The sequence below is a fragment of the Erysipelatoclostridium sp. An173 genome, assembly GCF_963931465.1.
Lineage (GTDB): Bacteria > Bacillota_I > Bacilli_A > Erysipelotrichales > Coprobacillaceae > Thomasclavelia > Thomasclavelia merdavium.
On the sequence record NZ_OZ007017.1, the window covers coordinates 522,879 to 538,836 of the forward strand.

Here is a 15,958-nt window from a genome sequence, read left to right on the forward strand (position 1 = left end):
AGGCTCCTTTTGGTTATCTTTTTTTAAATTTTATCATGAAATTATCTAAAATGGATAAAATTATTATTAATAAGTGAAAAAAGATGTTACAAATGATTAAAAATATGATAATATACTGAATTTAGATAGTCTTATGTTAAAATTTATGTAATTATAAGATAAATAAAGTAAAATAATTGACGGAGGTAAGTATGAAAATTGGATTTGATAATGACAAATATTTAAAAATGCAATCATCACATATTAAAGAAAGAATTGCTCAGTTTGGCGATAAATTATACTTGGAGTTCGGTGGTAAATTGTTTGATGATTATCATGCATCAAGAGTTTTACCTGGATTTGCACCAGATAGTAAATTACAAATGTTATTGCAATTAAAAGATCAAGCTGAAGTAGTTATCGCTATTTCTGCTAGTGATATTGAACGTAATAAAGTTCGTGGTGATTTAGGGATTACTTATGATAATGATGTAATTCGTTTAATTGAAGTATATCGAGAAAAAGGATTATATGTAGGTAGTGTTGTTATTACTCAATATGATGGACAAAAAGCAGCCGATGTTTTTAAAACTCGTTTAGAAAATAGAAACATCAATGTTTATTTACATTATTTAATTGATGGTTATCCAACAAATACTAAAAGAATTATTAGTAGTGAAGGTTTTGGTAAAAATGATTATATTGAAACAACTAAGCCATTAGTAGTTGTAACAGCACCAGGTCCTGGAAGTGGAAAAATGGCTACTTGTTTATCTCAGTTATATCATGAACATATTAGAGGGGTTAAAGCAGGGTATGCGAAATTTGAAACATTCCCAATTTGGAATTTATCATTAAATCATCCTGTTAACTTAGCTTATGAAGCAGCAACAGCTGATTTAAATGATGTTAATATGATCGATCCATTTCATTTAGAAGCTTATAATAAAGTAACTGTTAATTATAATCGTGATATCGAAATATTTCCAGTATTAAAAAATATGTTTGAAGAAATTTATGGAACTAGTCCATATAATTCACCAACAGATATGGGAGTTAACATGGCTGGTTTATGTATTAGTGATGATGAAGCTTGTCGTGAAGCAAGTCGTCAGGAAATTATTCGTCGTTACTATAACACAATGAATCGTTATGTTCGTGAAGAATGCAGTATTGATGAAGTTAATAAACAAGAATTGGTAATGAATCAAGCAAAAGTTGTTGTTGAAGATCGTAAATGTGTTGCTGCTGCTAACCAAAAAGCAAAAGAAGCTGGATGTTTTGCAGGAGCAATTGAACTTGAAGATGGAACAATTATTACTGGAAGAACATCTGATTTTATGGGTTCTTGTTCAGCAATATTAATCAATGCTCTTAAATATTTAGCTAATATCGATGATGATACTTTATTAATTTCACCATCTGCTTTTGGACCAATTCAACACTTAAAAACAGAATATTTAGGAAGTATTAATCCGCGTTTACATAGTGATGAGATTTTAATTGCTTTATCATTAAGTGCAGTTGATAATAATGAGGCTAAATTGGCTTTACAACAATTACCAAAATTAAATGGAACTCAAGCACATATTACTTCTTCAATTGGACCAATGGATGCTAAAGTATTTTCAAGCTTAGGTATTCAAATTACATATAATGCTAAAAAACAATAACTGGTAAACCCTAATGCAACCGCTAGTTGCGCTTTTGAAAACTAAAATATGTAGCTAAAACAAAGCGGTTTTGATAATAATAAAGGTGACTTAGGGAGGAATAGAAATATGAATATAGAAATAGCAAATCGTCTTGTTAAACTAAGAAAAGAAAACAATTTATCACAAGAAGCATTGGCCAATAAATTAGGAATTAGTCGTCAAGCTGTTAGTAAATGGGAGCGGGCTGAAGCTTCACCAGATACTGATAATTTAATCATGCTTGCTAAGATTTATCATATGTCATTAGATGATTTATTAAAAACAGATCAAGATGAATTTGAAAGTGCTAAATTAAATCAAGATGATACAGTTAAAGAAGAAAAAGCTGAAAAAGTTCATGTTAGTTTAAGACATGGAGTTCATGTAATTGATAAAGATGGCAGTGAAGTTCATGTCGGTTGGGATGGTATCCATATTGATAATGCTAAGGATAAAGATAATAATATTGATTATGATTGGGAAAAATTACAGTATGAAAAACCAACTAAATTTCCGTTTGCGTTAATTATTATTGTAATTTATATTGCCTGCAGTGCTTATACATCTTTATGGCATCCTTTATGGATAATGTTATTAATTATTCCTTTGATTGATGGGGCTATTGCCGCCATTAAACATCGTGATCTCAATCAGTTTCCATATCCGGTATTAGCGCTATTATACTTTTTATATGAAGGTTTCTTTGAATATGTCTGGTCACCAACCTGGATAATTTTCTTAACAATACCAGTTTATTATGCAATAGTTAATTATTATAATTATCGAAGAAAAAAACGTAATCAAAAAGATGATGCTTAGGCATCATTTTTTAGTGCAATTTATTAATGTTATGTTATACTTAGGGCGGTGATAAGATGAAATGTTCAATAGTAAAAAAATGTGGTAGTTGTAAATATATTAATAATGATTATACATCGCAGTTAAAAATAAAAACTGATTATTGTAAAGAGTTATTAAAAAAGAATCAGTTAAATAATTATCGGGTTGTCGACATCATTAAAATGGAAAATCCATATCAATATCGTAATAAGATCATTGTAGCTTTTAATCAAAAATATGAGTTTGGTTTTTATCAAGAAGATAGTCATCGAATAATTCCTTATGATCGCTGTTTGCTTCATGAAGAAGTTAGTGATGCCATTATTAAAAAGATTCAATCTTTATTGAAACGATATCGTGTTAGTATTTATGATGAAGATCGTGGTCGTGGCTTATTGCGACATGTTTTAATTCGCCGAGCAGTAGTTAGTGATCAAACTATGGTTGTTTTAGTATGTAATGATAATGTTTTTAAAGGTTCTAAGAATTTTTGTAATGAACTAGTAAAAACGTTTCCTAGTATTAAAACAGTAGTTTTAAATGTTAATAAAAGAAAGACTAGTGTTGTTTTAGGTAATGAAGAAAAGGTTTTATATGGTAAAGGATTTATAGTAGATGAATTATGTGGATTGAAATTCAAGATTTCACCTAAATCTTTTTATCAGATAAATCATGTACAGTGTGAAAAATTATATCAAACAGCAATTGATTTATTAGAACTAAAAGGTAATGAAACAGCTATAGATGCTTATTGTGGTATTGGTACAATTGGGATGGCAGTTTCTAAACAGGCTAAAGAAGTTATTGGTGTTGAGTTAAATAAAGATGCTATTAAAGATGCTATTAATAATGCAAAAGCTAATAAAATAAATAATATTAGATTTTATAATGATGATGCAACTGATTTTATGAAAAAATTAGCTAGTGAAAAATATCCAATCGATTGTGTAATTATGGATCCACCTAGAAGTGGTAGTACTAAAGAGTTTATGGATGCCATAAAGATTTTAAAACCAAAAAAAGTAGTTTATATTTCTTGCAATCCAACTACTCAAGTTAGAGATTTAAAATATTTTTCTAAGTTAGGATATCAAGGTAATACTATGATACCAGTTGATATGTTTCCCCATACTGCACATGTGGAGACTATTGTGTTGATACAAAGGAAAGACTAGTAAAATCATTAATTTTAGGTACTTTTTCTAGAATGTTGTCTTTATATAAAAGTTAAAATAAGATTACCAAAATTGTTGTAAATAAAACTCTCCTAATTTGTAACAATAGGTAATCTTTTTGGTATTATAAAATCTGGTGAGAATCTAATAAAATCGTTTTAAAATGTACTGAGGGTTCGATATTAAAAGTTCGAATCCTTTTTAAAATTTTGTGAGGAGAAATAGCGTCTGGCTGCATTTTCCTCCCTTTTATTTTTCAAATTTATCTGTTTCATCATAGCCAAATAATAAAACTGATTTTTTCATTTTTATTGAATCTGTGTATTCCTTGTCTAAATCGTAATTTTCACATCTATTTTGTGAATATAAAATTCTGTTTCTTGTACGTTCAATGTTTTGCATTCGTAAATTAGTTGGATTTATTGTAATAATTATAAGATATCATTAAATAAACTAATTTGGATCGTTGCGTTTTACTAGTCTTTTTTATTTTTTATACAAGTTTATGATATGATTATAAAAGAAAAAGTTAAATGCTTGGAGGGATGCTAATGGCAACAGTGAAACAAATATATGATTTTGCTATTAAATGGTGTGATAAATTTCGTGATTGTGATATTAATTACATAGAATTGCTTGATCATTGGATGGCTGACGAGTGCATTGCTCTAGGTTTTAATATAGATTGTGGTAAAGCTTTTAAAGAAAAATATGGGTTGGCAATATATGATCCTGAAACGTTAAATAAAATCATTGATGATATTACAGATATTCCTTTATTGGGATCAGCAATTTATTTACGATGGAGATATTTTAATCATTGGGCATACGATTCAGCTGAAATTTTAAATCCTCAAAATCGGGCATGGTTTATTCTTGCGCTAAGTCGATTGGCTTTGCTTTGCCAAGAAAATCAATTTGTATTTAAAGGTACATTAAAAAAGATCCGGATTGTATCAAATAATGTTTGTTTTTCTTGTATGCCAGAACCTGATGATGAAGTGGAACAGCACCTTACAATCAATAATGATGGGCAAGTCTTGTTTTTAGGATATAATTTTGGTCATAATAGTATAAAACATAAGAAAATACGAAGCAAGAGTTTTAAAATTGAAAAGGAAGATGTCAAAAGATTATTTAGGGCAATTGAAACATATTTTAATAGAGAATATACAGAAGTTTTTGCTACAGACATTGGAAATTGGGTAATGGAATTGACTAATACTGAAGGAATTACTTATAAGTTTTATGGCTCGCTTTGTGCTGAATTTGATTATGAAGGTACTGATTTGTCTAATCTTATTCGTGAAATTGTCGGTATGAATGATTTGTATGTATTTGATGGTAATGCTAAACCCGATGTAATTAATAAAATCACAATAAACTATCATCGAGTTACTAAAAAAAACTTGATCAAAAACCAAAAGAAGTTAAGAAAGATTTTATTACATGGGATTATAGTGAATGTCTGATTATCGATAGGAAAAGCGGAACATTGGAATATATTCAAAATATTGGCACTGATAGCAATATTACTTTTAAATATAAGATTAATGATGGGATTGTGAATCTGCTTGAAAGGTTCGATGCAAGAAAATTATTTAAACATATTAAAGGTAATTTTGAGGATGTTATTGAAAACCCAAATGAGACCAGAGATTATATTATAACTATTGATTATACAAAAAGTCCCAGCCGGATTATTACAGGTAGTTATGATAAAAATGGTTTACCAGAAGATTTTTTATATTTTGTAGAAACAATAACTAATTTTATTAAATACTATAATATGCAAGAAATGTTTAACCCGTTTGTTTTTGGTAAAGTGAAACGACGTAAATCAGAATATATTTTTTGTAGTGTTATTTTTAAAGGCGGATATAAGAGTTATTATTATTTGACAGATGATGATAGTATAGAAATTGGTGATTTAGTATTAGTACCGGCAGGTGATGATGATCATGAAGTAGTCGTAGAGGTAGATAATATTGAATATTTTAGTAAAGAAAATGCTCCACGATCTATTGAAAAGACAAAACGAATCATTCGTAAATATATAAATGATGATTTTGCTAATTAATCTAGTAATTATATTAAGATAATAAATATGATTTCATTGTGTTATTATTTAAAGATTAATGTTAATTATTTTTAGTTTTTATGTCGTAATCCACAAAATGACTTTTATAAATGAGCATGTTATAATATTGGTAGTAAAAATTACTAGAAGAAAGGAAAGATAATAATGAAGCGAATAAGTACTGGAACTGAAAATTTCAAAGAATTACTGGATAATAATTATTATTATGTTGATAAAACAAGACTTATTGAAGATGTATTATCAGATAAAGTAATGCTGTATACCAGAGCGAGAAGATTTGGAAAGACATTGAATCTAAGTATGCTTTATTATTTCTTTTCAAACAAAGAAAAAGAAAACAGTTATTTATTTGAAGGATTGAATATATCAAAAGATAAAGAAATCCTAAAACATCAAAACCAGTATCCGGTTATCTTTTTGACTTTAAAAGATATGCAGTATTTAAATTTTGAAGATCAAAAAAAGCAATTTGTCATTCTTATTAAAGAACTGATATTAAAAAATATAGAGTTATTAGATAGTTCTATTATTGATGAGGCTGATTATAATATTTTAAACGATTTTAGATTTTTAAAACCAGATGAAGTGCAATTGAAAAATTCATTAAAAATTTTATCGAATTGTTTATATAAATATTATCAACAAAGGGTTATTATATTAATTGATGAATATGATGTACCATTACAAAGTGCCTATAATAATGGTTATTATGATGAAATGGTTGATTTTTTAAGAAGTGTTTTTTCATCAGCTCTTAAAACCAATGATGCATTGGAAAGAGGGGTACTTACTGGCTGTTTACGAATTGCCAAGGAAAGCATCTTTACGGGATTAAATAACTTTACAATAAGATCAATAACGAGCCAGTATGCCTGTGATTGTTTTGGTTTTACCCAAGAAGAAATCGATGATTTATTAGATTATTATGATCTGATAAATAAACGCGATGAGATAAAAGACTGGTATGATGGTTATTTATTTGATAAAACAGAAATTTATAATCCCTGGAGCGTTCTAAATTATATAAAGGAATTATTAGGAGATAAAGATTTTCATGCAATATCCTTCTGGGCCAATACCAGCAGCAATGATTTAGTAAGACAGTATATTGAAAATGCAACAATGAAGATGAAAGAAGAATTTGAAGAACTGATCAATGGAAAAAGCATCATAAAAAAGATAGCACCAGAGTTAACGTATCGAGAAATGAATTTTAAAAGCAGCAAAGATATGAATGATAATGTTTATAGCTTTCTGCTGTTTACCGGATATTTAAAAATCAAAGAGAAAGTATATGAAAATAATGAACTAGTAGAAGATACCTATAAGCTGGTCATTCCCAATAAAGAAGTAAAAAAGATTTATGAAAATATCTTTATGAAATGGTTTGAAAGTTATCAAAGAGAAAGAAGAAATGAGTTTATAAACAATCTTCTTGATAATCAGGAAAAGAGGGCTCAGAAGACATTAAATCAGGTTTTAAAAAGTAGTATCAGCTACTATGATAATTATGAAAGTTTTTATCATGGATTTATGGTAGGATTTTTAAATGCCGATGGGTATAAAGTAGAATCGAATCGAGAAAGCGGAGAAGGGAGATTTGATTTAGCGGTATTGCCAATGGATATTGATGATCTAGCGATTATTATTGAATGCAAACATTCAAATAGTATTAAAGAGCTAAGAAAAGATAGCAAAGAGGCAAGTAATCAGATTATTGAAAAGCGATATATTGAAGGATTACGTGATGAAGGATATGAAAATGTAATTGGCTATGGAATATCTTTTTATAAAAAACAATGTATAATTACAAAAGCATAAATGGCTATAAAAAGTGATGAATAGCCAAAGTATTAAGCAGTATACATTTAAATATACTGCTTTTTAATTATTTATATAGTTTTTTGTCAACTTGATAAATTGTTTGAATAGCATTTTTTACTTCTGTTTCAAAATCAAAATCACCTTTTTTTATACACCACATCATTTCAAATCCGGTAAAAGCATAACTTAGGGTTTTATATAAATCATAGGGATTACGTTTGTTTAAAAATTGATCTGCTTCTTGTCCTTTTTTTGTTATTGCAATACAGATTGCTGAAAAATCATCTCTAAAATCAAAACTTCCTTGATCATTATCAAGATTTATTTTAAACATCTGACCAATAATATTAAAGCCGATATCTTGGCTTTGTTTAACTAAAGAAAGAAAACAAAGCAATAGTTGTTCATAATAGTTATTAGCTAATATTAGTTGGGGAACATTACTAGAAATTTCTTTAGTTATATCATCATATAAATGAATGATAGTATCTTCTTTATTTTTAAAGTATTTGTAAAAAGTTGGTTTTGTAATGTTAGTTTTTTTACAAATATCCTGGATTGTAACGTTATTAAAACCTTTTTCTTGATAAAGTTTATATGTTTGTTTTAAAATTTTATCTTTTGTTGTCATAAAATCACCTAAACATATTATAAATGATTTTGAAGATATGTAAAACGTTTATTTTGTAACCCTTTACATTTACTATGGTAAATGATATACTTTACTCAAGTAAAGTAATTAAATGGAGGAAAACGGCTATGAAAAATGTGTTATTTGACAAAACTTATATTGGAAAAATGAAGTTGAAAAATCGTGTATTTATGTCACCAATGGGGACAACTGGTGAAGCGGATGGTGCATATAATATTGATGCCATCAATTATTTTATGGAAAGAGCAAAAGGGGGAGCTGGTTTAATTATTACTGGTGCTAATGTTGTTTCTACAAAATATGAACCACGTCCTTGTACAGAATTATCAGATTTTCATCATGTAGAAAGATTAAATATGTTAATTGATCGTTGTCATCATTATGGTGCTAAAGTATGTGTTCAATTGTCACCAGGATTAGGTAGACAACAATTTACTGATCCTTTTACACCACCTTATAGTGCTGGTAGTGTTGGGTCTTTCTGGTTTCCTGATTTAATTTGTAAACCATTTACTAAAGAAGATATTCAATACTTAGTTGGAAAAGTTGGATATTCTGCATCACTTGCAGTTATGGCTGGTGCTGATGCGGTTGAATTACATGCTTATGGTGGGTATTTATTGGATCAATTCCAATCAAAACAATGGAATAATAGAACTGATGAATATGGTGGTTCTTTAGAAAATAGAATGCGTTTTACATTAGAATGTATTGAAGCAATTAAAAAGAATATTCCTGATACAGTACCATTATTAGTTAAATTTACTCCTGATCAAAGAGTAGAAGGATTTAGAGATTTAAGCGAAGGTATCGAAATGGCTAAAATATTAGAAAAAGCTGGTGTAGATGCTTTGCATGTTGATACTGGATGTTATGAAGAATGGTATCAGGCAATTACGACAGTTTATTCAAAACCTGGACATAAATTAGATGTTCAAAAAGCTATTAAAGATGTTGTCAGTGTACCAGTATTAGGGGATGGAAAATTATTTGATCCTAAATTAGCTGAAAAAGTAGTTAATGATGGTATTCTTGATTATGTTGGTTTAGGACATGAAATGCTTGCTGATCCACACTGGGTAAATAAAGTTAAGAAAAATCAACTTGAAGATATCACTCCATGTGTTGGATGTAATGAATGTCTTTTATCTGGATTTAGCGGAAAACATTATTACTGTGCAGTAAATCCTACTTGCTATGCTGAAAAAGAATATGCTTTACCAGCAGATACTGGATTAAAACGAAAAGTATTAATTATTGGTGGTGGACCTGCAGGAATGGAAGCAGCAATTACTGCTAAAAGACGTGGCTTTGAAGTTGATCTTTGGGAAAAAGCTGATAAATTAGGTGGGACATTATGGCCTGCTGGTGGACCTGATTTTAAAGCTGATGTATTAAAATTAATTACTTATCTAGAAACACAATGTCATAAGTTAGGTGTTAATATTTCTTTAAATAAAGCGGCTACTAAAGATAATATCAAAGGGTTAGATTATGATCGAATTATTTTAGCTACTGGTGCTAATCCAGCAATGCCTCCTATTGAAGGAATAGAAAAAACAGTATTAGCGACTGATTATTTAACTCATCAAGTAACAACAGGTGATAATGTAGTTATTATTGGTGCTGGTTTAGCTGGTAGTGAAGCTGCTTGCGACTTAGCTGGTCAAGGTAAAAATACTGTTTTGATTGAAATGTTGCCAGATATTTTAGCTTTAGCTAATCATTGTTTAAATAATGATCAGCATTTGCGCAATATGATCAAAGATCGTGGTGTAAATGTTGTAACAGGAGCAAAAGTTACTAAAATAAGTGATGATAGTATCACATATGAAAAAGACGGTGAAGTTCATACAGTTAGCTGTGATACTGTTTTAAATGCAGCTGGATTTAAACCTAATAATCAATTAGAAGATTTATTAGAAGAAGAGTATGATGATAAAGTTGTTGTAATTGGTGATGCCGTTGCACCAAGAAAGATCTTAACAGCAATTCATGAAGGATATCATGCAATTAGAGTAATGGAATAATAAATAATGGAAAAGATAGCTAATGATGCTATCTTTTTTTGTTAAATAATAATTATATTGTATTAATGATTTATAATAAGTCATTAACTTTAAGTCAGTGACTTATTATACTGAAATAAAGATAAAAGAAAGGTGGTTCGTTTTGGCGATGGGTAAAAGACAAATTGCTGCTATGCAAACACGGCTTAAAGTAATTGTGGCAGCTAAAAGATTGATTGAAAAAAATGGCTTTAAAAATGTTACTATTGACGATATAACTAAAGAAGCCAAAGTAGCAAAGGGAACTTTCTATACTTATTTTAAACGTAAAGAAGATGTTGTTAGTGAGATTGCTAAATCTAATTATGATGAAATTTATAAAAGATCGGTGGAATTAAATGGGGATATAGGTGATCGAATTACTTCTTTTCTAATTGGATCGATGGAATATATTGAGCAAACTGGTCTTAAAATTTGTCAACAATGGATAAAGACTGTAGTAGAACCAGAAGATCAAGGAGGAAAAGAGAAGTTACTTTACGACTATAATATCATAAGTGATTTATTGAATCAGGCTATTGATGCTGGTGAACTTTCAAAAGAAACACCAGTAAAACAGCTATCTGATGCGATTGTGTCACAGTATTATGGTATTGTTTTGACTTGGGGAATTTTAAATGGGGCTAGTGCGCCAGTAGAGTTACTTAAAAAGTATTGTCAAGGACAGCTTCGAGATTCTTTATCACACTATCAAATCTAAAGATTAACAATATTTTATGATAATTAGATTAATGGTAGTAAAAGATGGAAGGAGTGTTAATAAAAAGATGAAAAGAAAAGCTTTTAAAGTAGTTATCTTGTATATAGTATTATGTATGGTAAGTGGTTGTGGATCAATTAATGAAAGTAATGAATCAAATACTAGTGAGGTTAATGATATGGAAAGTGGACAATTAAGTGGAACTATTCCAACTGAACTTGAATATATACTAGAAAATTATGAAACACCTGCAAAACAGCAAGGAACAATAAATAAGCTGACATATGAAACTTGGGAATCTTTTAGCTATGAAGATCATAGTCAGCCGCTAGAAAAAAATGCATGGGTATATTTACCCTATGGATATTCAAATGATCAAAAATATAACATATTTTATCTTAGCCACGGTGGCTGGAGCAATGAAACTACGATAATGGGAACTGCTCAAAATCCTAGTTCATTTAAAAATGTAGTAGATCACGCTATAGAAGATGGCAAAATGCAGCCGATGATCCTTGTTTTTCCAACTTATAACAATACTAGTGAAAATGATAGTAGTGATTATAGTTTAGCATTACAGCTAACTGATCAGTTTCATAATGAATTAATTAATGATCTAATATCGGCAGTAGAAAGTCAATATAGTACTTATGCTACTGAAACAACACCAGAAGGATTAAAAGCTAGTCATAATCATAGAGGGTTTGGCGGCTTTTCAATGGGTTCAGTTAATACTTGGTGTACTTTTCGTTATTGTTTAGATTATTTCCGTTATTTTATGCCAATGAGTGGCAGCTATACTTCAGATGGTGATTATATGGCTGATCTAGTAAGCAACCAAGGCTATGGTCCTGAAGATTTCTTTATTTTTGCAGCATCTGGTACTGATGATTTTGCTTATAATTCTTTTAAAAATCAAATTAATGCAATGACTGATGGATCAAATGATATTTTTCGTCTGGCAACTTCAAAAGCAGATGGAAATGTAGTATTTTTACAACGAGAAGGCTATAGTCATGATGCTACTGCAAGTAATGAATATACTTATAATGGTCTATGTTTTTTCTGGAATAGATAAGTTATTATTTAATTGATATTGTAAATGCTGTATCAGTAACTTTTTAATGAAAAGTTATGGATGATATGGCATTTTTATTATGATAGATTTTAAAATATCGATAGATAAGATATAATAAAATATATTATTGGATAAGGAGAATTCTATGGAATTAATTATTGAACACTTACAAAAAAGTTTTGAAAAAAAAGAAGTATTAAAAGACATTAATTATACATTTAAGTTGGGGAAAATATATGGATTATTAGGTCGAAATGGAGCTGGTAAGACAACATTATTTAATTGTCTTAATCAAGATATAATAATGGATAACGGAACTGTACTATTAAAAGAAAATGATAATCAAAGACGTCTTGAAATCGAAGATATTGGATATGTACTTTCAACACCTGCTGTTCCTGAGTTTTTAACTGCTCGTGAGTTTTTAAAATTCTTTTTAGAAATTAATGAAAAACAAATTGTTAATTTAAAAACTATTGATGAGTATTTTGATTATATTAATATAAAAAAAGAAGATCGTGATCGCTTATTAAAAGATTTTTCTCATGGGATGAAAAATAAAATGCAAATGTTGATTAATATTATTTTAAAACCTAATGTTTTACTTTTAGATGAGCCACTTACTTCATTAGATGTTGTGGTTGCTGAGGAAATGAAAAATGTTTTACGTCATTTAAAAGAAGATTGTATTTTGATTTTATCTACTCATATTATGGAATTAGCATTGGATTTATGTGATGAAATCGTCATTTTAAATCATGGTAAATTACAAGAGGTATCCAAAGATCAATTAGATAATGATGAATTTAAAGATAAGATTTTAGCAATGCTAAGGGAGGAAGATTATGATTAAAACATTTTGGATTGCTTTTAGATTGCAAATTACTTATCGGGTCAATACAATTATCTATTCCTTAAAACAATTACCATTAATAAAAAGAATTCTACCTGTTTCATTATATGCAAGTAAGAGTTTAAAAGCTATTGCTAGTGTTATTTCATTATTATGGGAGATTATTACAATATTTTTATATAAAGGATTATATCTTGGATTATTTTTTATCATACCGATTTTATTTAGTAATATAGATAGTAGTTTACAGCCGGCATTTTTTCTAAATATATTATTGTTTTTAACTATAGCGGGAGCTGTTAGTAATAATCGTCTTTTTGAACCAGGACGTGATAAGTATTATAGTATTATTTTAATGCGTATGAATGCTGCTAAATATACAATTACTAATTATTTGTATGAATTATTAAAAATTATAATTGGTTTTTTAGGATTTTTAATTTATGCTAATATTACTTTTGGGTTACCACTGTATTTTTGCTTATTAGTACCTCTAGCTGTTTGTGGTGCTAAAATTATTTCTAGTTGTTATTCACTTTATCAATATAAAACAAAAGGAAAAATTCGTAACGAAAATAGTCCGGTTAAAGCAGTCTGGTCAATAATTGCAATTTGCTATTTATTAGCATATTTACCTTTTATTACCGGTTTGGTTTTACCAATATTTATAAGCATTGTTATATTGGCTATTATGTCTTTAGGAATTATTGGGTTTATTTATATCTATAATTTTTCTTTATACCGGCCAATGTATCAGGTCTTATTAGGACAAAAATTTTCAAATATTAATACTTCAATAAAAGAAATTACTAATAGTAGCTATTTAGATTCTATTAGTAATGATGTATCAATTACTAGTAAGAAAAAAGGATATGCTTATTTTAATGAGTTATTTGTAAAACGTCATCAAAAATTATTATGGCGCAGTGCTAAAAGAATCACTATTTTTACATTGGGTTTATTGATTGCAGCGATCATAGCATTACTTTCTTTTCCTAAAGTACACTATGAAATTAATAGCTTATTATTAAATTTTTTACCATATTTTGTATTTATTATTTATTCTTTTAATTCTGGAAAATCAGTTGTTCAAGCAATGTTTCGAAATTGTGATCATAGTATGCTGACATATTCATTTTATCGTCGTAAAGATGTTATTATTTCTTTATTTTATTTGCGTTTACGAGATATCATCATTATTAATTTAATGCCAGCATCGGTTATAGCAATCGGACTTCCGCTTTTAATATATATAACTGACAAAAATACTAATCCATGGATTTATCCAATCGTTTTTATTTGTATTATCGCAACAAGTATTTTCTTTTCAATTCATTATCTGACTTGTTATTATCTTTTACAACCGTATAATAGTATGACAGAAACTAAGAGTAGTACTTATAGCATTGTTATGTCAATAACTTATTTGGTTTGTTTTGCCTTTATTTATTTAAAAATGAATGCTTTTGTATTTGGACTTATCATGATTACTTTTTGTATTGTCTATATAATTATTGCTAGTACATTAGTATATCGTTATGCCTCAAAAACATTTCGGCTTCGTCAATAATAATTTAAAATGACGTTTCAATCTTTTTTGCTATATAAAACAAGATTGATTTGTAATTAAGATTATCTTATAAAATAGGATAATCTTTTTTTGTAAATATTATTTACAAAATTATGTTAATATAACTTATTTTTTATGAATATGATTTTAAAGTACTTAGATACTATTTTGATAGCTATTTGTTTTTGTTATTCTTTTTTCAAGGAGGAACAAAGACATGGATGGTTTATTAAAAAGAGTAGAAAAAAGAAGTTTACTTAAGTGTTATAAAAATAGTTATTTAAGTTATTTTTTGATGTATAACTTTTATTATTTATCATGGGCATTATTTAGTGCTCTTATTTCAGTGTATTTAATGGATCGGGGTTTTAAAGCCAGCGATGTTTCTTTAGTGGTATCAGCTTCATTTTTAACTTCGATGATAACACAGCCAATTATTGGAAAATGGAATGATGAATTTGATATTAAGAAAGTTAATGCTATTTTATTTGTTATTGTAGCTATTGGTGGTATTGTATTTATGGTATCTAATAGCTTGTTTATGATTGCTGTTAGTTATAGTGTTGTATTAATGATGATCAATGGTGTTAACCCAGTAATGGAAAAAATTGCGACAGCTTCACCATATCAATATGGAAAAATTAGAATTTGGGGAACAATTGGTTATGCTTTAGGTTCTCAATTTGCAGGAATACTGTATGATTTAGTAGCTCCACAAGCTATTTTTATTGTTTTTGTTTTAACAATGATTTTATGTATAATTGGGCTGGTTGGGACTGAGCCGGATATAAAAAAAGAAGCTGCTAAGGAAAATGAAAAAGTAAAGACAATGACGCTTTTTAAAAATAAAAAGTTTGTTTATTATTTAGCTATATGTGCAATTTTTTATGGTGTTACTAATATGTCAAATACCTTTGTTCCTTCAATGCTGACGGATAAAGGGTTAGATGTTGATGTTACATCGACTATTTTATCAATTGCAGTATTTTGTGAAGCACCTTTAGTTTTATTTTCTAATCGTTTTATGGATAAAATTGCAAATAAAACTTTATTAATTATTTCTATTAGTATGGTTTGTTTACAATGTGCGGTATATGGTTTTGATTTACCATTGATCTTTATTTTGTTGATAACATTTTTAGCTAAACATCCTTCAGGAATGTTGTATATTATGATAAATCTAAAAGTTATTAATACTTTAATTGATGAAAATCAGCAAATTACTGCTTTGGCATATGTAGCAACATTGAAGAATTTAGTAGCTATTATTTTTCAAAATGTTGCTGGTAATATCTTAGATGTAACTACATATTCTAATCTTTATCTAATTTGTTTTGGGTGGATGTTAGTTGCTTTGATTTTAGTTATTTTCTTTAAAATAAGTAGTGGTAACGATAAAAAATTATTTAATTAGGGCTAAAGA

Annotated in this window: 13 protein-coding genes; 12 read left to right on the plus strand and 1 reads right to left on the minus strand. The window is 28.3% G+C overall.

Annotated features, from left to right (window positions below; all coding sequences use genetic code 11):
- Nucleotides 1-191: 191 nt before the first annotated feature.
- The 6 genes from ABGT36_RS02735 (at nt 192) to ABGT36_RS02760 (ending at nt 7,610) form a co-directional block, all read left to right on the plus strand.
- Nucleotides 192-1,652: a DUF1846 domain-containing protein gene (locus ABGT36_RS02735; RefSeq protein ID WP_346676687.1), complete on the plus strand. Its 1,461-nt coding sequence runs from the start codon at nt 192-194 to the stop codon at nt 1,650-1,652.
- Nucleotides 1,653-1,760: 108 nt separating this feature from the next.
- On the plus strand, nt 1,761-2,492 hold the full coding sequence (locus ABGT36_RS02740) for a helix-turn-helix domain-containing protein (protein WP_087375005.1): 732 nt from the start codon (nt 1,761-1,763) through the stop codon (nt 2,490-2,492).
- Between the two features lie 56 nt (nt 2,493-2,548).
- Entirely contained in the window at nt 2,549-3,688 is a 1,140-nt protein-coding gene (rlmD, locus tag ABGT36_RS02745; protein ID WP_346676689.1) for a 23S rRNA (uracil(1939)-C(5))-methyltransferase RlmD, read from the plus strand.
- Between the two features lie 551 nt (nt 3,689-4,239).
- Entirely contained in the window at nt 4,240-5,160 is a 921-nt protein-coding gene (locus tag ABGT36_RS02750; protein ID WP_346676691.1) for a hypothetical protein, read from the plus strand.
- Nucleotides 5,161-5,183: 23 nt separating this feature from the next.
- Entirely contained in the window at nt 5,184-5,768 is a 585-nt protein-coding gene (locus ABGT36_RS02755; protein ID WP_346676693.1) for a hypothetical protein, read from the plus strand.
- A 165-nt stretch (nt 5,769-5,933) separates the two neighbouring features.
- The gene (locus tag ABGT36_RS02760; protein ID WP_346676695.1) at nt 5,934-7,610 is read left to right on the plus strand and encodes an AAA family ATPase; all 1,677 of its coding nucleotides are present in this window, start codon (nt 5,934-5,936) and stop codon (nt 7,608-7,610) included.
- A gap of 67 nt (nt 7,611-7,677) precedes the next feature.
- Here ABGT36_RS02760 and ABGT36_RS02765 read toward each other — a convergent pair whose 3' ends face one another.
- Nucleotides 7,678-8,244: a TetR/AcrR family transcriptional regulator gene (locus ABGT36_RS02765; RefSeq protein ID WP_346676696.1), complete on the minus strand. Its 567-nt coding sequence runs from the start codon at nt 8,242-8,244 to the stop codon at nt 7,678-7,680.
- 128 nt (nt 8,245-8,372) lie between these two features.
- Between ABGT36_RS02765 and ABGT36_RS02770 the strand changes: the two genes are divergently transcribed.
- From ABGT36_RS02770 to ABGT36_RS02795, 6 genes are all read left to right on the plus strand, one after another.
- A complete protein-coding gene (locus ABGT36_RS02770) occupies nt 8,373-10,295 on the plus strand; it encodes an FAD-dependent oxidoreductase (RefSeq protein ID WP_346676698.1) in 1,923 nt (640 codons plus the stop codon).
- Nucleotides 10,296-10,443: 148 nt separating this feature from the next.
- Entirely contained in the window at nt 10,444-11,034 is a 591-nt protein-coding gene (locus tag ABGT36_RS02775; RefSeq protein WP_346676699.1) for a TetR/AcrR family transcriptional regulator, read from the plus strand.
- Nucleotides 11,035-11,101: 67 nt separating this feature from the next.
- The gene (locus ABGT36_RS02780; protein WP_346676700.1) at nt 11,102-12,112 is read left to right on the plus strand and encodes an alpha/beta hydrolase-fold protein; all 1,011 of its coding nucleotides are present in this window, start codon (nt 11,102-11,104) and stop codon (nt 12,110-12,112) included.
- A 145-nt stretch (nt 12,113-12,257) separates the two neighbouring features.
- A complete protein-coding gene (locus tag ABGT36_RS02785) occupies nt 12,258-12,965 on the plus strand; it encodes an ABC transporter ATP-binding protein (RefSeq protein ID WP_346676701.1) in 708 nt (235 codons plus the stop codon).
- Nucleotides 12,958-14,535, plus strand: coding sequence for a hypothetical protein (locus ABGT36_RS02790; protein WP_346676703.1), 1,578 nt, complete (start codon nt 12,958-12,960; stop codon nt 14,533-14,535). Before ABGT36_RS02785 ends, ABGT36_RS02790 begins: the two co-directional genes overlap by 8 nt.
- Nucleotides 14,536-14,752: 217 nt before the next feature.
- Nucleotides 14,753-15,949 carry an MFS transporter gene (locus ABGT36_RS02795; protein WP_346676704.1) on the plus strand — a complete coding sequence of 399 codons (1,197 nt, stop codon included), beginning with the start codon at nt 14,753-14,755 and terminating at the stop codon, nt 15,947-15,949.
- Nucleotides 15,950-15,958: the final 9 nt, after the last annotated feature.

Coding starts and splice junctions, on each gene's coding strand:
- ABGT36_RS02735 (WP_346676687.1), top strand. CDS start 192: ATGAAAATTGGATTTGATAATGACAAATATTTAAAAATGCAATCATCA.
- ABGT36_RS02740 (WP_087375005.1), top strand. CDS start 1,761: ATGAATATAGAAATAGCAAATCGTCTTGTTAAACTAAGAAAAGAAAAC.
- rlmD (WP_346676689.1), top strand. CDS start 2,549: ATGAAATGTTCAATAGTAAAAAAATGTGGTAGTTGTAAATATATTAAT.
- ABGT36_RS02750 (WP_346676691.1), top strand. CDS start 4,240: ATGGCAACAGTGAAACAAATATATGATTTTGCTATTAAATGGTGTGAT.
- ABGT36_RS02760 (WP_346676695.1), top strand. CDS start 5,934: ATGAAGCGAATAAGTACTGGAACTGAAAATTTCAAAGAATTACTGGAT.
- ABGT36_RS02765 (WP_346676696.1), bottom strand. CDS start 8,244: ATGACAACAAAAGATAAAATTTTAAAACAAACATATAAACTTTATCAA.
- ABGT36_RS02770 (WP_346676698.1), top strand. CDS start 8,373: ATGAAAAATGTGTTATTTGACAAAACTTATATTGGAAAAATGAAGTTG.
- ABGT36_RS02775 (WP_346676699.1), top strand. CDS start 10,444: ATGGGTAAAAGACAAATTGCTGCTATGCAAACACGGCTTAAAGTAATT.
- ABGT36_RS02780 (WP_346676700.1), top strand. CDS start 11,102: ATGAAAAGAAAAGCTTTTAAAGTAGTTATCTTGTATATAGTATTATGT.
- ABGT36_RS02785 (WP_346676701.1), top strand. CDS start 12,258: ATGGAATTAATTATTGAACACTTACAAAAAAGTTTTGAAAAAAAAGAA.
- ABGT36_RS02790 (WP_346676703.1), top strand. CDS start 12,958: ATGATTAAAACATTTTGGATTGCTTTTAGATTGCAAATTACTTATCGG.
- ABGT36_RS02795 (WP_346676704.1), top strand. CDS start 14,753: ATGGATGGTTTATTAAAAAGAGTAGAAAAAAGAAGTTTACTTAAGTGT.